The 20,346-nt window shown below is 40.4% G+C and carries 13 protein-coding genes and 1 pseudogene; 12 read left to right on the top strand and 2 right to left on the bottom strand.

The features are described 5' to 3' along the window. The first annotated feature begins 146 nt into the window (after window positions 1–146). Together ACZ8ZH_RS11610 and ACZ8ZH_RS11605 are read left to right on the top strand one after the other, a co-directional pair. Window positions 147–2,534, top strand: a complete 2,388-nt coding sequence (locus ACZ8ZH_RS11610; RefSeq protein WP_119063688.1) for a fimbria/pilus outer membrane usher protein — start codon at window positions 147–149, stop codon at window positions 2,532–2,534. A 113-nt stretch (window positions 2,535–2,647) separates the two neighbouring features. Beyond that, window positions 2,648–3,565: a Csu type fimbrial protein gene (locus ACZ8ZH_RS11605; protein WP_228199426.1), complete on the top strand. Its 918-nt coding sequence runs from the start codon at window positions 2,648–2,650 to the stop codon at window positions 3,563–3,565. A gap of 429 nt (window positions 3,566–3,994) precedes the next feature. Here the strand turns inward: ACZ8ZH_RS11605 and ACZ8ZH_RS11600 are convergent, their stop codons facing one another. Then, the gene (locus tag ACZ8ZH_RS11600) at window positions 3,995–4,921 is read right to left on the bottom strand and encodes a helix-turn-helix transcriptional regulator (RefSeq protein ID WP_086208347.1); all 927 of its coding nucleotides are present in this window, start codon (window positions 4,919–4,921) and stop codon (window positions 3,995–3,997) included. 313 nt (window positions 4,922–5,234) lie between these two features. Between ACZ8ZH_RS11600 and ACZ8ZH_RS11595 the strand changes: the two genes are divergently transcribed. From ACZ8ZH_RS11595 to ACZ8ZH_RS11580, 4 genes are read left to right on the top strand one after another with little or no spacing between them, the layout of a single operon-like run. Beyond that, window positions 5,235–7,421 carry a TonB-dependent receptor gene (locus tag ACZ8ZH_RS11595; RefSeq protein WP_119063687.1) on the top strand — a complete coding sequence of 729 codons (2,187 nt, stop codon included), beginning with the start codon at window positions 5,235–5,237 and terminating at the stop codon, window positions 7,419–7,421. Between the two features lie 34 nt (window positions 7,422–7,455). Beyond that, a complete protein-coding gene (locus ACZ8ZH_RS11590; RefSeq protein ID WP_119063686.1) occupies window positions 7,456–8,679 on the top strand; it encodes an MFS transporter in 1,224 nt (407 codons plus the stop codon). Between the two features lie 36 nt (window positions 8,680–8,715). Further along, window positions 8,716–9,843, top strand: a complete 1,128-nt coding sequence (locus tag ACZ8ZH_RS11585; RefSeq protein WP_119063685.1) for a siderophore-interacting protein — start codon at window positions 8,716–8,718, stop codon at window positions 9,841–9,843. 38 nt (window positions 9,844–9,881) lie between these two features. Further along, window positions 9,882–11,213, top strand: coding sequence for an MATE family efflux transporter (locus tag ACZ8ZH_RS11580; protein WP_119063684.1), 1,332 nt, complete (start codon window positions 9,882–9,884; stop codon window positions 11,211–11,213). 157 nt (window positions 11,214–11,370) lie between these two features. Here ACZ8ZH_RS11580 and ACZ8ZH_RS11575 read toward each other — a convergent pair. Next, window positions 11,371–12,251, bottom strand: a pseudogene (locus tag ACZ8ZH_RS11575) (LysR family transcriptional regulator). Window positions 12,252–12,419: 168 nt separating this feature from the next. Between ACZ8ZH_RS11575 and ACZ8ZH_RS11570 the strand changes: the two are divergent. From ACZ8ZH_RS11570 to ACZ8ZH_RS11545, 6 genes are all read left to right on the top strand, one after another. Further along, window positions 12,420–13,937 (top strand): CoA-acylating methylmalonate-semialdehyde dehydrogenase, encoded by a 1,518-nt coding sequence (locus ACZ8ZH_RS11570; protein WP_119063683.1) that lies wholly within the window; start codon window positions 12,420–12,422, stop codon window positions 13,935–13,937. Window positions 13,938–13,948: 11 nt separating this feature from the next. Continuing rightward, the gene (mmsB, locus tag ACZ8ZH_RS11565) at window positions 13,949–14,839 is read left to right on the top strand and encodes a 3-hydroxyisobutyrate dehydrogenase (protein WP_119063682.1); all 891 of its coding nucleotides are present in this window, start codon (window positions 13,949–13,951) and stop codon (window positions 14,837–14,839) included. Between the two features lie 85 nt (window positions 14,840–14,924). After that, window positions 14,925–16,580: an AMP-binding protein gene (locus ACZ8ZH_RS11560; protein WP_470247732.1), complete on the top strand. Its 1,656-nt coding sequence runs from the start codon at window positions 14,925–14,927 to the stop codon at window positions 16,578–16,580. Window positions 16,581–16,706: 126 nt separating this feature from the next. Beyond that, on the top strand, window positions 16,707–17,831 hold the full coding sequence (locus tag ACZ8ZH_RS11555; RefSeq protein ID WP_119063697.1) for an acyl-CoA dehydrogenase family protein: 1,125 nt from the start codon (window positions 16,707–16,709) through the stop codon (window positions 17,829–17,831). A 95-nt stretch (window positions 17,832–17,926) separates the two neighbouring features. Next, entirely contained in the window at window positions 17,927–18,730 is an 804-nt protein-coding gene (locus ACZ8ZH_RS11550) for an enoyl-CoA hydratase (protein ID WP_119063680.1), read from the top strand. A 13-nt stretch (window positions 18,731–18,743) separates the two neighbouring features. Further along, entirely contained in the window at window positions 18,744–19,802 is a 1,059-nt protein-coding gene (locus tag ACZ8ZH_RS11545; RefSeq protein WP_086208337.1) for an enoyl-CoA hydratase/isomerase family protein, read from the top strand. Window positions 19,803–20,346 lie beyond the last annotated feature (544 nt).

The raw sequence follows: 20,346 nt of genomic DNA, 5'->3' as shown, positions 1-20,346 counted from the left end.
AATTAATACTTTAAATGGCTATGTTTTAAATGGCAATGTGAAAACATATCCTTTAAACGAAAAGTTTAATTATATTGCAACACACAAATACACCATTCAAGCAAATATAAATGGTAAAGATATCTCTTACTAAGTTAGATAAGAATATGAAGTATTTTCTATGTACGTGTTTAGTTACCTACATCTCTTTAGGCCAAGTATATGCTGAAGAAATAGGTGCAGTTGAAAAAAAGGATGTTAATAGTCAGGACCTTGTTCCACTATTTTTAATTTCTTCAGTTAATGGTTCATCATCTAACGACCTAATTCAAAGTTATTTAGACTCAAAAAATCAGAAGATCTTGATCAAAGCTCGTGATTTACGCAAGCTTAGAATTAAATTACCTGTACAGCTAAAAGATGAGCAACTCATTGCTTTGAATGATATTAAAGATCTGGTGTATTCATATAATGAAAATGAACAAACATTACAGATAAAAATTACAGATAAAAATTTAGAGGCCCATACAGTAGATTTAAAAGGAAATGTCATTACTGAAGACCGACTTATTCCACAAAAAAGTATACAAACAGTAGTATTGAATTATGAAATCAATAATACTTATTTGGATGATGAAAACTATTTTTCAGCTATAGCAAATGCGATATATAACTCTAGTTATGGCTCTTTTTCGTCTGGCTTCTTATATAATCAGGATACAGAGGATTCAAACAACCGATCTGTACGTTTAGAGTCTAAGTGGCAATATATAGACTCAGAAAAAATTCGTTCTTATGTACTTGGTGATTTTAATAGTAATACTGTAGATTGGGGGAGTAGTCTCAGACTATTGGGATTACAGTGGTCCAGTGCTTATACTTTGCGCTCAGATATTATTACGGCGGCATTACCTCAGTTTTCAGGCACAGCAGCGCTACCATCGTCTTTAGATTTGTTTGTTAATCAGCAGAAGATATATTCAGGTGAAATTCCATCTGGCCCCTTTGATGTTAAGAGTTTACCTTTTATTTCAGGTAATGAAATGACATTAGTCACTACTGATGCATTAGGGCAGCAACAAGTAAATAAACAATATTATTACTATTCACCAAAAATTTTAAAAGAAGGAATTCAAGAGTTTTCTGTTGATGTTGGTGTCCCTCGTTATAATTATAGTACTAAATCTAATGATTATGATTCGGATATTGTCTTTGCATCTGGCTCTTTACGCCAAGCTATTTCTAATTCACAAACAGCGACTGGCCATATTGAAACATCAACAGATGGTTTAGCAAATTTAGGTGTAGGTTATGCACAAAATATTGCGGGTCGAGGGGTTTGGAATTTTAACGTAGTGGGCAGTAGCTATGAAGGAAATCAAGGATTTCTGGGGTTAATTGGTGTTGAGGGACGCTTAAGTCCATCTTCATCTTTTAATTTTAGCTATCAAGGTGCAAGTAAAGACTACTATGATTTGGCCCGATTATCACTCATCAATTATCAAAACTCTAACTTTTCTACGGATAGTGATGTCGTTGAAAATAGTGCGACTGCAGAAGAAATAATTCGAGCAGGCTTGAATTTTAATCCAATTCCTGGTTGGAGTATTTCGAGTAATTATAACCGTTTAAAATATACAAATGAGCAATATGATTTATTTTCACTCAGTTTAAGTGGCAATATTACGGATCGGATTAATCTATATTCTTCACTGTATCAAGATTTTAATGATCATGATAATTATGGCGCATACTTAGCTTTGAGATTTGATCTGTCGTCGAAGTTAAAAGCATCTACAAGTGTAAGCAATGATTATGGAAATATAAAATATACCCAAGAGTTGAATAGTATTAGTGATCCAAAATTAGGTAGTTTTGGATGGGGCGTGGCAACGACGCATAGTGAAGGGGAGTCAGATCTTAACACAGCATATCTGAATTATCGTTCGCGGCCAGCTTATTTGTTTGGGCGATACAGCCAGTTTGGCAGCAGCTCACAAACCATGCTAGGTGCAAGAGGTGCCTTAGTTATAGCACAAGGTGATATTTTTGCGAGCAATGAAATTGGGGATGCTTTTGCGATTGTTAAAAATGCAGGCCCTAAAAGTGAAATTATTAATGGTGGTGTGAATTTAGGTAAAGCAAATCATAACGGAAACTTTCTAATTTCGCATTTAACACCTTATGCTAAGAATCATATTTATTTGGATACTCAGTATTTACCTACGGGTTGGGAAGCCGAAAAAACAGAAAATTTGGCGATTGCGGGTTATCAACAAGGTATTGTGCTTGATTTTGCGGCAAAGAATATTATTTCAGCTACCGTTGTATTGCTAGATAAAAATTTAAAACCACTTCCTGTTGGTTATTCAGTCAGCCTTAATGGGCAGACGAGCAGTATGATTGGTTATGATGGTGAAGTGTTCTTACGTGGATTGCTACCAAAGAATAAGCTAGTTGTTGATTTGTTGGATGGCGGACAATGTTCTGTTGAATTCCAATATGATCAAGATCAGGCAACAACTCAGAAATTAGGGCCATATATATGTTCATGAAAAATCTAAGTGTAAATAATTTGAACAGTCGAAGTTTTAATACTTTAACTCGAACACGCCCCTTAAATTATTTGTTGAGTTTTTTGTTTTTAACATCTTGCTTGTTTTTTTTATTGCTTACACCTAAACAAGCGCATGCTGCGTGTACATATACAGGTACATCATCCAGTACCTACACTTATACTGCCGCTAATTATGGTAATGCAGCAACATTAACACTCACTGGAACTTGGCGTTGCCAAGAAAATAATAATGCTGGAACGAGTGCTTATACTTGTTTAAAGCCTGTTTTTTCTTCACCTATGACGGGCCCTAATGCAAGTTATACTTTACCTTATACGGTCACTGCGACAGCAGGCGTGACCACAACTGGTTCAAATGCAACAACAGGAACATGGTATGGACCAGGAACGACGACGACAACAAATAATAATATGAACATTTCTCTAACCATTACTGTACCAGCACCTTCCACAATCCTTCCTGCTGGAACATATACATCTACTCTAAAGCTATATGTAGATATGCAAGCAGCATCGGGAACTGTCTGTGAAGGTGGAACGGGAAATAATAATGGATGGGATTCAGGCAGTATTGACTATACATTTAATTATGTCGTACCAGGAATTTGTTATTTAACTTCTGTAACAGATATTGATTTTGGTAATATTGCTGATGCAGGTGTAATAGATAGTAATTATGACGCTAATGGTGCTGTCGTTACGCGTTGTAATGTGAATCGTAACTATTCAATTTACTTGGGTAATGGGAATAATCGTATCACTGGTGGAAACCGTAGGATGGTAAATGGAAGTAATTATTTAGCCTATCAACTATACAAAGAATCTGCGCGGACCAATATTTGGGATAGTACGGGCGGTGTAACAGCAACTGGTGGAAGTGGTGGCGTAGCTGGTACTGGCACAGGTAGCAATCAAACCTTTACCGTATATGGGCGGATTCCACAAGGTGTGAGTATTCCTCCTCCAGGAAGTTACAGTGATACTGTAGTGGTAACAGTGACATATTAATAAGGGTATTTTAGATCTGTGGCTATTCTATATTTGTAATAGAATTAAAGTATGAATAGCTACTAAGATTTTCGATATGTAAATCTAGTTTTTAATTTAACTAAAAATATAATAATGTTGAAATATTCACAGAAATAACAGGTCTATATTTTTTCATTGATTTTATACTTATAGGGTTTAAAAAAACTCAGTTAAAATTAAGATTAAATACATTTAAATGTGGTTATATATTTTGAGATTTTTATAACAATAAGTTGTTGAGCGGATGAGATGAGTTGAGTTCGAGTTTTATTTTAAATTTTATAGCTGATAAATATAAACGTGTGTGTTGATTTATGTTATATGGATCATTATATCGAGTCAATTGACTCATTATCATGTTGTTTCAGTGCTATTGTTGTCATTCTTTTGAGTATATACCCAGTCATTTTAAAAATGATAACCAAAGTGCTGCTCAAAAACTTGTTTAAAATATTGTGTGCTACTGTAGCCGATTTGGTTGGCTACGTTGTCTAAAGAAACACCTTCTTTTAATAATAATTGGGCATGTTTCATTCGAACATCACGTAAAAAATGGCCGATGGTTTGCCCTGTATATTGTTTAAATAAGCGTTTTAAATCACATTCATTAATTCCAGCTTGTTTAGCCAAAGTACGAATCGTAATTTTCTTATCAAATTGGTTTTCTAATATAAAGATACTCTTTTGAATGGCGAGCGGGAGTGAATTTTCTTTAGCGTTTTTATGCAAAATTAAACTTAATAATTCAAGCGCAGCACCTTCGAGGTGCAGTAAATCTATTGAACTCTGTGCAGGAGCTAAATTGAGTAAATAATGTGCCTGATGCAAAATATCTTTATTGGGAATATTACATGTCTGTATTGTGGGTGAGGACGGGTCTAAAAAGAAACGTGTTACATCGCAATCTCCGATGTTTGATGTAATCATTTTCAACATGGTTTCATTAAAATCTAAACTAATGAGAGACATCATTTTCTGAGGTTGTAAGTAGATCGTCTGTAAGCCTAAATTCCCTTTGCGTAGAATAATCATTGGTGAATGGATTTCATATTCCATTTTATTTTTATGATTTTGAATATGATGAGTGCCAGAAAGTAACAAGGTTAAACCGAAAGAATGAAGAGAAGCTTCGGCACTCATGGTCAAAGGTTGGGTTAGCCAATATTTACCTTTACCTACACAGAGCTTACCGAAATCATAGAGCTCACTATAACCTTCACCATCAGATGGATTAAAATGATTAAGTTGGTGGTTGGGCAACTGAGAATGAGCATCCAAAAATATATTGCCCACTTGTTCTAATACCGATTTATGAGAATCAATGTAGATCGACATCCACAGCGCTACTTTAAATTACAAATGATAATTATTTTCATTTTAACGATGGGGATTGTCAATCCTTAATTGATGGGTATATAGGATTTAAGCCCCAATTTTTCTGTAACGTAATCGGTGATTGAAACCGATTATGATTAAAAAATAATGTATATCTTTGCAATCAAGTTTAAATCCTGCGGTTAATTTTTATATTAAAAAACAGACACTTTCCCAATTCTGTAAACATATTTCCAATATTATTTTTTATTGAGAATGATTCTTGATAGTATTCCTCAACTTTCAAATACACTTGTCCCGTTTAAGGTGAAAAATGAATACAGTGTTTCAGGTAAAAAGATCCATGTTGTCTTTGAGTATTGCATTGTTATTAACCCAAAATGTGGTTGCAGGGGAAAGCATAGACATCCAAGGGGAAAAAAACAGTCAAGGCGCGAGTCAGTTAGCAACGATTGTGAGTTCGGCCGTTTCTGAAAATGAATTGGCAAGTGGTCAAGTGAGTAAAAAAAGTCAGATTGGGATTTTAGGTGAAAAAGAGGCATTAGATACACCATTTAGTATCACGAGTTATACCTCAAAATACATAGAAGATCATCAGGCGAAAACGGTTGCAGAAGCACTACAAAGCGATCCTTCTGTACGCACTGTAATGTCCTCAAATGGTCTGGGAGAATATTTTAATATTCGTGGTTTATATACCCAAAGTCATGAACTGGCATGGAATGGTGCTTTTGGCTTAGTCCCTCATAATCGTGTTCCAACTGAGTTTTTAGATCGTGTTGAGGTGTTTCGTGGCACCAGTGGGTTGTTGTATGGAATGTCATTAGGCGGGGCTGTTGGAGGGGTTATTAATGTGGTGCCAAAACGTGCAACAGATGATCCGATCACACGATTAACGACCACCTATTCTTCAGATTCGAACTTAGGGGCGCATGTCGATATTGGCCGACGTTTTGGTGAAAACAATGAGTTCGGTCTACGTGTGAATGCGTTGAAATCGCATGGCGATACGGCTTTGGATGGTCAAACTGAAGATCGACGTTTAGGTTCGATTGCTCTAGATTATCGCGGGGAAGATTTACGTGCGTCTTTAGATATTTATGATATTAAGGAAGAGCTATCAGGCGCTATGCCCTTAATGCTGTCTTTTGCGTCATCTAATATTCCTAAAGCACCCGATGCGTCTATTAACACGATGCCAGGTTCATACGGTGTTACAGAAACAACGGCTGCAATTGGTCATGTTGAATATGACTTTGTAGATGATTGGACGGCTTATCTAACAGCAGGAACTAAGCACCAAAAAGCACATGGTTATATGGCGAATAATGCACTTGGTATGAATGCTCAGGCCAATGGCAACTATACGGCTGTTTCTCGAAGTACAGCAAATGTAACCGATGTCGATTCGGCTGAAGTAGGGATTCGTGGCCATTTTGCGACAGGGAATATTAATCATCAGTTGGTTTTGAGTGCCAATGTGATTGATCAAGATGTGCATATGGGGCTTTCGACCAAAAACGCAGCTGGTACAGCAGCAATGTGGTCCTCAAATATTTATTCTCCATCTACCCCTGCTGCATTAGCAGTAACTCCAACGTATGTTCCTAAAACATCAGATGTCACTTTAAGTAGTGTCGCACTCGCAGATACTCTTTCATTTAAGGATGATAAATATCAACTTATTCTTGGACTTCGTCACCAACAAGTTAAGTCTCAGAGCTTTAGCATTAATGATGGAAAACCTGTAGAAGGCTCTGCATACAATAAAAATGAAATCACTCCAGCAGTCGGTTTTGTTATTAAACCATGGAATAACTCAGTGGCATTGTATGGTAACTATGTTGAGGGTTTATCGCCTGGGGAGTCAGTGACAGATACGACTGCATCCAACTATGGAGCAACACTTGCACCGTATAAATCGAAACAATATGAGCTTGGTACGAAATGGGACAGTGGGACTTTTAGAAATACCTTAAGTATTTATCAGATTACGAAACCGCTGATCATGGGTGATTCTCTAACGAATTACTACAGCATGAGTGGAGAACAGCAAAACCGAGGCGTGGAGTGGACTACAGCGGGTGAGCTCCGTGACAACTTACGAGTTTTAGGTGGCGTGGTGTATATGGATGCAGAGCAAGCCAAAACAACACAAGGAAAATATGATGGAAATGATGTCTATGGCATTCCACATTGGCAGTCGAATTTAGGTTTTGAGTGGGATGTAAATCAGTTACAGGGGCTCACCTTAACTGCAAATACGATATATACAGGCAGTATGTATGTTAATGCTGCAAATACACAAAAACTACCAAGTTGGGCTCGTTTGGATTTAGGGGGACGTTATGTAACGTCACTTGCAAATCGAAAGGTCACGTTTAGAGGTGGAGTAGACAACGTTTTTGATAAACAGTATTGGGCAGGTGTTTGGAATGGTGCCTTTGTTTCTGTAGGTCAGCCACGTACTTACAAGCTTTCAATGCAGTTCGATTTTTAAAATCAAAATCATTCTCAACATTGGAAAATTGTTTATGAAAGCAAATACGAAGCCTTGGCCACTTTTGATTAGTGTATATACCACGCAATATATTGGTATCGCTTTTATGATTTCTGCCACATTTGCCATTTTGAGGCAAAGTGGTATTGCACTCGATAAATTGGCATTAATGAATTTAATTGCACTTCCAATGTTGGGCAAAGTTTTATATGCACCATTTATTGATAGTTTCCGTTTTTTCTTTCAGGGGCAGTATCGTAGTTGGCTTATTCTTGCTCAGATGTGCATGACTCTACTATTGTTGATTTGTGGCATATTGGATATTCATAAGCAATTTAGTGTGATCTTAATTCTGTTTATTGTTTATACCTTGTTTATGAGTATACAGGATGTCTCAATTGATGGATTAGCATGTAAAATTTTTAGTGCACCTGAACGCCAATTTGCCAATAGTATTCAATATGCCAGTAATTTATTGGGCAATATTATTGGTGGTGGTCTATTACTCATTTTATACCCTTGGTTGCAGTGGCAAGGAGCCTTATGGTTATTGGCTGGGCTTACGGCAATGACATGGTTCCAGCTTATTTTCTATTCAGAACCTGAAAATAAATGGGAAAACCCGCATCAAGGTATAGGCCTTCAATTTAAGAGCCTATGGACGCAACTTAAGCTCTTTTTAATCCAACATCGGCTTTGGTTTTTCCTACTGTTTTTATATCCAATCGGTTTTACTGCTGTGTTTGGCATTCTAAATCCGCTGTTGGTCGATGCAAAATGGTCTATGGCTGATATTGGTTTTGCGACCAAAGTATTTGGTTCGATGATCGGTGTCATTTCTGCTTTTCTCGCCACAGTATTCATCAACAAATTAAAGCGTAAAGCAGCACTTATCACTTTCACCTTATTACAGGGTGGGACACTTTTATTATTCATTCCATTAACTTTAGGGTATACGTCTAAGGCTTTGGTTTATCTGGCTATTTTTGGATACTTTATTGCTAACCCCGGCTTAATGGCGACCTTATCTACATTGATTATGGATCGCGCATCAACTATGCCAGCTCGAGCTACATTCTTCAGCTTACAGTTAAGTCTAGTTGTATTTATGGGCTTTGCCTACTCAGCGATGGGGCTCATGTTAGCCCAACATTTTGGCTACACATTTGTGGTGGTCATGACCTTTGTTTGCGCAGTAATCGTAGCAGGACTGGTATGGAAACTATTACCCAAGAGCTCTCCAGAATTGACGATTTGAAGCAGAGATTTCTTTAGGCATATTTAGGCAATTTTTATGAAACATTACACCACGATACAAGATCAAGATCGTAAGCTCGATATTATGGATCATGTGAACCAAGATCATAGCAAAGAGCTTTTAATTATTGCTCAAACCTATGGTAAAAACGATCAAATCAGTAACGCCACAATTGCGGATATTTATGAAGAGGGGATTTTGCTACATATTCAAGATTTGACAGGAGAGCAACCGCTTTTTGTTGAGTTTGAATTAAAAGGTGATCTTGAGGAGCAAATTTTATATTTAGCTTATAACTCTTTTGCAAAACAAAAAATTGAGTTTAGTCATAACGCACGCCAATTTTTTGAGGTAATTCAAAAAGAGCAAGTCAGCAAGAATATGACACGCTTGACGATTAAAAGTCAGCGAGCGTTACCGCAATATTATGCAGGTTATGCTTATGGATTTATTTTAAAGGCTTTAGAGAAAGTCCCTGTGCTATCCCAAAAAACGTCGAATAAAAGCGGACGCTTAAAAAATGCGTTTGATCATGGTTTTTTATGGCTCCTCAAGCATCTTTCTAGTCCAAAGCGTCAGAAATTATTGGAATCTATGAATAAAGACATTCGCTTGTACACGTTACGTCAGGCTTTTAGTCTAGATCAGCAAACTGCAGATTTGCATTATGGTTATGTCGATATTTTTACACATGGTCGCAGCCCTGGAAGTCTATGGGTGGAACAACTACAAGCAGGCTCATTAATTTCAAGTCGCACAGAAACAGATGATAAACATGAGCATTTACTTGAAGGACAAACGGTCTTAATTGCGGATGAGACTGCTTACCCAGCTTTGGCTGGTATTTTAGATTTTTGGTTAAATCCTATTCACCCAATCATTATTTTGTTATGTGCAGATGAAAAGGATCTTGAATATTTTCAGACATTTACTTTCCCTGAGCATTGTACGCTTAGAACCGTCGTTGGTACTTTAGAGCAGCAGGTGGATGAAACAATCCTAATACTTCAGGCATGTCCGCAGATTGATGCCGTATGGGGAGCAATGGAAAATAAAGTTGCCAAAACAATCCGTCATTATGTACGTAATGACCTAAATCTACAGGGTAAAAATAATCATATTAAAGGTTATTGGCGCTTTCAAACGAACGCACGTATTCAGTGATTTTTAGCAATTTGTGAGTATGAGTAACCAAATTATCTATGAATATTGTTAAAGATATCACAGTACCCATTCTTCAACTTGCACTACCTTTGATTCTTATTCAGTTGTGTCAAGCTTTATTGGGTTTAGTTAATACAATTGTGGCAGGTCGTTATCATTATTTAGATTTAGCTGCTATTGGCTTGGGTAGTAATATTTGGGCACCTGTTTTCATTCTATTTACTGGGATTTTATATGTATTGGTGCCAAAGTTTTCGCTTTTAAAGTATAAAGAGGATAGCCAACAGACAGCACAATTATATCAGCAGGGAAAGAGAGTATCTTTTCTGTTGGCGATGTTGGGTTTTGTGTTTATACAGGCTCTCGCATATTTATGTCCATTGTTTATCCCAGATCCTGATGTTGCAAAAATTTGCAAGAATTACTTACATTTGATTGCATTTGCCATGCCTGCATTGGTTTATATGGTTTTTTACCGTTTTATCAGTGAAGGATATAGCCAACTTCATCCAATTCTAATGAGCTTTATCATCATGCTGATATGCGATGGATTATTGGGTTATGTTTTTGTTCATGGGATTGGTATTTTCCCCGAAATGGGAGGAATGGGCACGGGTTTGGCGACGATTATCAGTGCTTACATTGGTTGTTTGACTATGCGTTATTGGGTTCATAAGCGTATACCAGAAATGAGTATTTGGACTGAGACGAGCACTGCTAATTTATCTGACAGTATAGAACTGTTGAAACAAGGTATGCCGATTGGATGTGCATTAGTTTTACAAGTTTTAGCACTCGCGACTTTGGCCTTTTTTGCAGCCAGACTTGGAACACAAGTCATCGCAGCACATCAAATTGTAATTAATATTGCAATGGTGATTATTATGATCCCTGTTGCCATGAGTAGTGCTGCAACCATTCGAATAGCTCATTTTAATGGGATGAAATATCGGAAAGAGAGGCGCTGGTCATATTACATCGTTACTGCTTTTACTCTTTTTTATGCAATCGTTGTGGCAGGGATTCTAAGTCAATTTGCAAGACAAATGACAGCATTTTTTAGTCAGGATAGCGATGTAGTAACGATTGCTGCAACGCTGATGTGCTATGTGGCTATTTTTCTTATATTTGATGCTTTACAAACAGTTGCAGCAGGAATATTAAGAGGAATGCAGCAATTCACGCAGCCCTTGTTTGTCATTTTATTTTGTTATTGGATGGTCATTATTCCATTCAGTTATATGTTTGGTATAAATGGGGCATTTCAGGTTGAACCCTCTGTCATGACGATATGGAAGATTATGATTATGGGGATTTTTTTGGCAGCATTATTATTAACTGCTCAAAGTTATCGTTGGGTACTCAAATAAAATCTTGATACCAATCAATATAAGAGTTTCTAGCTAGGCTCAACTAAAAGAGTGATTGGTTATTTCGCATGGATAAGTTTATTTGTACTTCATTATTCGAATAATGAGTTCGATACATTGCGATGAGAAAGACCAATAAGAACTTACTGCTGATGGTCTAATCCATCAGCACGCTTTGTTTTAAGTCTGCTTGTTTGCGTAAATAGTCCCAAACCAATTTAATCCGTGGCTCGTGTTGTAGGTCGACAAAAGTCAGCATCCAAAAGGTATGTGTGAAACGTACCTGATCGGGTAGAACTTGTACCAAATCAGGTTGATCATGCGCCAAAAATTTCGGCAAAAGGGCCAATCCTGCCCCTGCATTGACTGCAATTTGCTGGGCCAAAATACTACTACTGCGGAAGTTTGCAGTCAGAGGAATCGGTAGGCGTTCCAAGCAATATAGCTCCGAACTATAAATTAGATCATCAATATAATTCACAAAGCGGTGATGAGCTAAATCGTCCATATTTGGAATGGGTGGATGTTGTGCCAGATAGCTTTTGCTGCCGTAAATTTTTAAACAATAATCTGTTAGTCGGGTAATGATGTATGGCCCCGATTTTGGGCGGTCAATTGAAATCACAATATCCGCTTCACGATGCGACAGTTTGATCATCTTCGGCACAGGAATTAGGTCGATCGTGAGCAGTGGAAATTGCAATGACAGTTCGGCCAATAGTTGAGTTAAAAATGCTGTGCCGAAACCCTCAGGTGCGCCAATTCGCACACGACCTTCGAGTGGCTGTTGTGGTTTTTGAATTTGCAAAAAAGCCTGTTCCATTTGCTCTACACGGGGAACCAATGCCATGCCATCGGCAGTGAGTTCATAGCCAGTGGCTTCACGTTTAAACAGGGGCATACCTAAAGTGACTTCTAAAGACTGCACGCGTCGTGCCACGGTACTGTGTTCGACGCCAATAATCCGTGCTGCATTGGTCAGGGTTTTAGCGCGTGCCAAGACCAAAAAAACTGCAGATGATCCCAATCTACTTTCATTTTTATTTTCCACATCCTGTGCAAAATTGCACAACTATCGTGCACCAATCTGCATTGGTGGTCAAAGTTTTCTTTGCTAGTCTGAGTTGAAAAGCAGAAATTGAATATACGGTTTAAGTCGTATGTTTTCACAGTGACACAATAAAAATGAAGGCCTATGGAGAGGTTATGAATACGGTTTCTAAAATCCAAATTACTACAGCTAAACTTTTGATTAACGGTGAATTTATTGAGTCTAAAACCCAGCAGTGGCAAGACATTATTAACCCTGCAACCCAAGAAGTGATTGGTTTAGTCCCTTTTGCAACACCAGAGGAAATACAAGCTGCGATTAGCTCAGCAAAATCTGCCTTTGCGAGCTGGAGAGAAACCCCGATTCAAGCGCGTATGCGCATTATGCTGAAACTACAGCAACTGATTCGTGACAATGCCAAGAAAATTGCACAGGTGCTCACAGCCGAACAAGGTAAAACCTTGGCCGACGCGGAAGGTGATATTCAGCGTGGTTTAGAAGTGGTGGAACATGCCTGTTCAATTGGCACGTTGCAAATGGGCGAATATACCGAAGGTGTGGCACGTGGTGTAGATACCTATACCTTACAACAACCTTTGGGAGTGTGTGCGGGCATTACACCATTTAACTTCCCAGCGATGATTCCTTTGTGGATGTTCCCCATGGCAATCGTCTGCGGCAATACCTTTGTTTTGAAGCCATCTGAACAAGATCCGCTCTCCACCATGATGTTGGTCGAATTGGCAATCGAAGCTGGTATTCCCGCAGGCGTACTGAATGTGGTGCATGGTGGTAAAGATGTGGTCGATGCCCTGTGTACCCATCAAGACATTAAAGCCATTTCTTTTGTGGGTTCGACCGCTGTTGGCACGCATGTCTATAACTTGGCAGGCCAACATGGTAAGCGTGTGCAATCCATGATGGGTGCGAAAAACCATGTGGTGGTGATGCCTGATGCTAATAAAGAACAAACCTTAAATGCCATGGTCGGTGCAGCCTTTGGCGCGGCAGGACAACGTTGTATGGCGCTTTCAGTGGCAGTCATGGTCGGTGACAGTAAACACTGGATCAATGAATTGGTCGCAAAAGCCAAAACCTTGAGCGTGAATGCAGGACATGAGCCAAATACGGATATTGGCCCTGTGATTTCACCGCGTGCCAAAGCCCGTGTGATTGATCTGATTAACAGTGGTGTAGAACAAGGTGCTGAACTGCTGCTAGATGGTCGTGATATTCAAGTCAAAGGCTATGAAAATGGCAACTTTGTTGGGGCAACGGTGTTTAGCAATGTCACCACGGATATGCGCATTTATAAAGAAGAAATCTTTGGCCCTGTATTGACCATTCTTTGTGTCGAGACTTTGGATGAGGCGATTGAACTGGTCAATGCCAATCCATTTGGTAATGGTGTGGGCTTATTTACCCAAAGTGGGGCAGTTGCACGGACTTTCCAGAACCGTATTGATATTGGTCAAGTGGGCATCAATATTCCAATTCCAGTCCCTGTCCCATTCTTTAGTTTTACAGGTTCGCGTGGCTCGAAGTTGGGTGATTTAGGTCCTTATGGCAAACAAGCGGTCCAGTTCTATACACAAACTAAAACCATTACCAGCCGTTGGTTTGAAGACAGCCAAGAAGCAGGGGAAGTGAATACCACCATCAGTTTACGCTAAGGAGTAGCGAGATGAAGATAGCTTTCATTGGTTTAGGGAATATGGGCGGTTCGATGGCACAGAACCTGCTCAAAGCAGGGCAAACAGTGTTGGGCTATGACCTGAGTGAAAAAGCCTTACAACAGTTTGCTGAAAGTGGCGGTGTGGTGTGCGCTAGCCCGCATGCTGCGGCTGAGCAGGCAGATGTGGTGATTAGCATGCTGCCCGCAGCCAAGCATGTGCGTGAGGTATATTTGGGTGAAACTGGAATTCTGGCGGTAATGCGTGCAGGCAGCTTATGTATTGACTCGAGTACCATCGACCCGCAAACCATTAAAGATGTTGCTACTGAGGGCTTGAAGCATCAGGTTCAAGTTTGTGATGCGCCTGTATCTGGTGGCACCATTGGTGCCAAAGCAGGCACTCTCACCTTTATGGTCGGCGCCGATGATGCGACCTATGAGCGCGTGCAGCCGATTTTAAGCTTTATGGGCAAAAATACCGTGCACTGCGGTGTAGTCGGTGCGGGGCAAATTGCGAAGATTTGCAATAACATGATTTTGGGCATTTCCATGGCAGCCGTGGCAGAAGGCATGGCTTTGGGCAGTCGACTGGGGATTGATACACATGCGCTGGCAGGGGTAATCAATAGTTCAAGTGGTCGTTGCTGGAGTTCTGAAATCTGTAATCCTTGGCCTGATATTAGCCCGAATGCACCCGCAGGACGTGGTTATACCGATGGTTTTGCTTCGCAACTCATGCTCAAAGATTTAGGTTTGGCCATTGAAGCGGCAGGCCAAGTCAAGCAACCTGTATTACTCGGTGGTTTGGCACAGCAGTTGTATCAACAGCTGTGTTTGCAAGGCAATGCACATTTAGATTTTTCCAGCATTATCCAGCAATACTTACCCCGAGAAAATTGATTTAAAAGAAATGCATGGGTGCAATGAGTGCACCCGATAAAAAACCCTTGTCGTGAATAACAAAAAATGTGACTGAGGTGAAAGGATGACTTCAAATTATCAACAAGCGCAGCAAAACTTTGATTTACAACAGGCTGCGCAACGGTTTCTATCAGGTTCAGTCGATGCACTGAATGCGTGTTATGAGTGCTGTGATCGGCATGCTTTGCCAGGGCAGATTGCTTTGTTTTGGCAGGGTAAAGATGGTCGTAAAGAGCAATATACCTTTCGAGAGTTACAACAACGTGCCAGCCAATTTGCCAACTTTTTAAAGTCGCAAGGGGTGAGCAAAGGCGACCGCATTTCTGGTTTATTGCCACGCACGCCTGAGCTCATTATTACCATTTTAGCGGCATGGAGAATTGGTGCGGTCTATCAACCTTTATTTACTGCGTTCGGCCCGAAAGCCATTGAGCACCGTTTACAGTTGGCACAAAGCAAACTGGTGGTGACTGATGTGGGCAATCGTGACAAATTAAATGAAGTAGAGGATTGCCCTGCCATTGTGACGGTCACGGGAGCCAAAGGCACAGGTTTGTATCAAGGAGATTATAGCTTTTGGGCAGAGGTTAATCGCCAATCTGATCAGTGCGAATTGGTGATGATGAACATCCAAGATCCGTTCTTGTTGATGTTCACTTCAGGCACGACAGGCCCTGCTAAACCTTTGCAAGTGCCACTGAAGGCTCTGATTGCATTTGGTGCTTATATGCAAGATGCGATTGGTTTAAGAGCAGAAGATTTATTTTGGAATATTGCCGATCCGGGTTGGGCCTATGGATTGTATTACGGCATTACTGGCCCGCTCTTATTGGGTCATCCGACCATTTTTTATGAAGGCGCGTTTACCGCCGATAGTCTATGCCAGATTGTAAATGACTATGGCGTGAATAATTTGGCGGGAGCACCTACAGCTTACCGTATGATGATGGCGGCTGATCCCAAGCAAATGGCGAAACTCCGTGGCAAATTTCGTGTCGTCAGCAGTGCAGGTGAGCCATTAAATCCTGAAGTGTTCCGCTGGTTCAAGCAAGTATTAGATGCCCCGATATTTGACCACTATGGCCAAACCGAAGTGGGAATGGTGGTGTGTAATCACCATGCGCTAGAACATGAGGTCCGTGCAGGTTCGGCTGGTTTTGCCAGTCCCGGCTATCGTGTCGTGGCACTAGATGAACAGGGTCAGGAGTTAGGTGCCGATAGCCCAGGAATTTTAGCGGTAGATATAAGCCAGTCTCCGCTGATGTGGTTTGGCGGTTATCAAGAAAGCCGTAAATCACCCTTTATTGGACATTATTATTTAACCGGTGACACAGCTGAAATTCATACTGATGGCAGCATGAGTTTTGTCGGACGCAGTGATGATGTGATTACCACTTCAGGCTATCGCGTTGGCCCCTTTGATGTCGAAAGTGCACTACTAGAGCATGATGCAGTGATTGAAGCCGCCGTGATTGGTGTGCCTGATCCTGAGCGTACAGAAGTGATTAAAGCTTTTGTGATTTTATCTGGTGAAAGTGCGGCTAGTACTGAACTCGAAAATGAACTGAGCCAATTTGTCAAAAAACGCTTATCTGCCCATGCCTATCCGCGTTTGATTGAGTTTGTGACTGAACTTCCCAAAACACCAAGTGGGAAGATTCAACGCTTTTTACTGCGTAATCAGGAAATTGCCAAGCAACAAACTGCGGCTACTGTTTAAATTGAAGAGATTGTAAGGAAAGGATTTATGCAATTCACTGAGGAACACGTCCTGAGTCAGGACAAGGCGAAAAGTTTTGCCCAAGAACAGATGAAACCAAATACCAGTGAGTGGGATCGACAAGGCATGTTTTTTGAAGAACAAGTCCTGATTCAGGACATGGCGAAAAGTTTTGCCCAAGAACAAATTAAACCGCATGCCAGTGAGTGGGATCGACAGGGGACTTTCCCTGCGCAAGCTTTACAGCAAATGGGGCAATTGGGTTTTATGGGCATGTTGGTACCTGAAGAATGGGGTGGTTCAGCAACAGGTAACTTGGCCTATGTACTGGCGCTGGAAGAAATTGCCGCTGCTGATGGTGCAACTTCAGCCATTATGAGTGTGCATAATTCGGTGGGTTGCATGCCGATTTTGAAATTTGGCACCGAAGAACAAAAGCAACAATTTCTGGTGCCTTTAGCCAAAGGGGAAATGATTGGCGCTTTTGCTTTAACTGAACCACACACCGGTTCCGATGCCGCAGCCATTAAAACCCGCGCCGTGAAAGATGGTGACCATTACATCATCAATGGTGCCAAGCAATTTATTACTTCAGGGCATAACGCAGGCGTGATTATCGTGTTTGCCGTGACTGATCCGAGCGCTGGGAAAAAAGGCATGAGTGCTTTTTTAGTCCCGCGTAATACACCCGGCTACGAAGTCATTCGGGTCGAAGAAAAATTAGGTTTACATGCATCTGACACCTGCCAAATTGCCTTGACTGATGTGCGTGTTCACAAAAGTATGTTATTGGGCAAAGAGGGCGAAGGTTTAAAAATTGCCTTGTCTAATTTGGAGGGCGGGCGCATTGGGATTGCCGCGCAGGCTGTTGGGTTGGCGCGAGCCGCTTTGGAGGAAGCGACGCGTTATGCCAAGGAGCGTGTGGCATTCGGTAAGCCCATTTTTGAACAGCAAGCAGTGTCGTTTCGACTGGCCAGTATGGCAACAGAAATTGCCGCAGCACGTCAGTTGGTACATCAGGCTGCGCGTTTAAAAGAAGCAGGTCAGCCGTGTTTGACAGAAGCTTCGATGGCCAAGTTGTTTGCCTCTGAAATGACTGAGCGGGTCTGTTCAAATGCTCTACAAATCTTTGGGGGTTATGGCTATCTAAAAGATTTCCCGATAGAGCGAATTTATCGTGATGCCCGAATTTGTCAGATTTACGAAGGCACCAGTGATATTCAACGCTTAGTAATTGCCCGTAGTTTATAAACCCAATATCGAAAAAAACTGACCCTTGCACATGTCAACGATCGCGAGATTTTTCAAGAGATATGTGCACTGGTTTATAGAAGAAGGATCGCAACATGCAGTGGGAAAAAACTTTCATTGAAGATTTACAGTGGGACACGATTTTAGTTGAAAAGCGTAAAGGCGTCGGGGTGATTACCCTGAACCGTCCTCAAGCGTTAAATGCCTTGAACAGTCAACTGATTGCTGAAATTAACCAAGCCTTGGACCAGTTTGAACGCGATGCTGAGATTGGCTGTATGGTGTTGGCGGGTTCGGAAAAAGCCTTTGCAGCAGGTGCTGATATTAAAGAAATGGCAGAGCTGAATTTCCCGAATATCTATTTTGATGATTTTTTCCATTTGGCAGATCGGATTGCACAGCGTCGCAAACCTTTGATCGCTGCGGTGAGTGGTTATGCACTGGGGGGCGGTTGTGAGTTGGCATTGATGTGCGATTTTATCTATTGTGCGGAGAATGCCAAATTTGGTTTGCCTGAAGTAACTCTTGGGGTGATTCCTGGCATTGGTGGAACGCAGCGTTTAACGTTGGCATTGGGTAAAGCCAAAACCATGGAAATGTGTTTAACCGCACGGCAAATGGGTGCGATTGAGGCGGAACAAAGTGGTTTAGTGGCGCGTGTGCTACCGAAAGATGAATTATTGGCCTATACCCTAGAGGCTGCGGAAAAAATTGCACAGCGATCCCTGACTGCAACCATGATGATTAAAGAAAGTATTAATCGCGCCTTTGAGGTGAGTTTGAGTGAGGGATTACGCTTTGAACGTCGTACTTTCCATTCCATCTTTGCAACGTCTGATCAAAAAGAAGGCATGAAAGCCTTTGTGGAAAAGCGTCCAGCACAATTTAAAAATCAATAAAAGGAGTCTTCGCATGGAAAATAATTTACAGATTAGCATGCAAGGGCATTTAGGCGTGATTACGCTAGATCGAGCGAGTCATCTGAATGCACTGTCCTTAAACATGATTCATGGCATTAGCCAGCAGCTAGAACAATGGCGAGAGGATGATCAAGTTCAAGCCGTCTTGATTAACTCCAAAAGCCCTAAAGCCTTTTGTGCAGGGGGGGATATTCGCTTCCTCTATGACAGTTATCAAAATGGAACTGCCAACTATCAACGCTATTTTGCTGATGAATATCACATGCTGAAGAGCCTGCGCCAATATGCGAAACCTGTGCTGGTGTTTTTAGATGGCTATGTTTTGGGCGGTGGTTTTGGTTTGGCACAAGCCTGCCATATCATTGTTAGTAGTGAGAAATCTCGTTTTGCCATGCCAGAAACCGCGATCGGCTTTTTCCCCGATGTGGGCGCAACCCATTTCCTTTCTCGTTTAGACGATGTGGGCGTGTATATGGCGGTGACGGGTGAACAGATCAGTAGTAGCGATGCCTTACATTTAGACTTAATTGATTATCTGGTGCCGAGTGACCGCTTAGCACAGCTACAAACAGAATTGGCGCATGCTACGCAATTAACCCAACAGTCGATTGAGCAGACCATTGCGCGTTATTTAAAAGAACCTGCACCTAGCGAACTAAAACAGTATGAAGATGCGATTCGGCATCATTTTTCACATGCAGATTTGCAGGATATTGAAGACAGCTTAGCCAATACATTAGACAGTGACTATATGGATTGGGCTGAAAAAATCCTAGCCAATTTACAACAACGTTCTTTGTTGGCCAAGCAAATCAGCTTAAAACTTCAATATGTAGGTCGTGGATTATCTTTAGAGCAATGTATGCAGTTAGAGCGTGATTTACAAGATATCTGGTTTGAGCAAGGGGACATGATTGAAGGTGTTCGTGCCTTACTGATTGATAAAGACAAGCAACCGAAATGGCAAACAGAAAATTTTGAATTGATGCAAATGTTCGAAAATTTATTGCCATCTTCACCACAGCAACGGCAGGTAAGTGTGAAAATTTAGGTTGATCTTAAGGGGATAAAAATCTTTCAGGTTGTTGAAGGATTTTTGATCAGAAAAATCATGCAGTAATTAAAGCAGATTACCATTAATGTTGAAATGTACCTTGATGGTCTGTCGCTATCAGGATTTAGTGGTTTGTGCTTTCAGCAAATAAAAAAACACGTAGGCCACTATAAAATATTTTTACTCTTCTAATTTTACTAGGGTTTGATAGTCATTCTATTTGTATTTTAGCAATCAGCTCAGCTTAATAAAAAGCTAAATTCACTTAAATGATTTTGTAAATAACCGTTTACATCGCGCTGAATTTGCATCTTTTATAGATTAGATTTGTTCCAGATAGCGATGATTTTGCAAAGAGGAGGGTATTTAAGAACTGATATTTACGTGAAAAGTATTTTTTTATTGATTGGAAAAAAAGTTTAACATATATTTAATTATCTAATAAAAAGATTGATTTTTGCATGATAAAAAATGCCAATCTAATACTAATTGATTATGATTCTTATTTGTGAAAATTATTATATATAAAATACATATACTT

Source organism: Acinetobacter sp. SW-226, assembly GCF_055632855.1.
The sequence above is the reverse complement of the archived record's forward strand: the minus strand, read 5'-3'. Positions and strand labels throughout refer to the sequence as shown.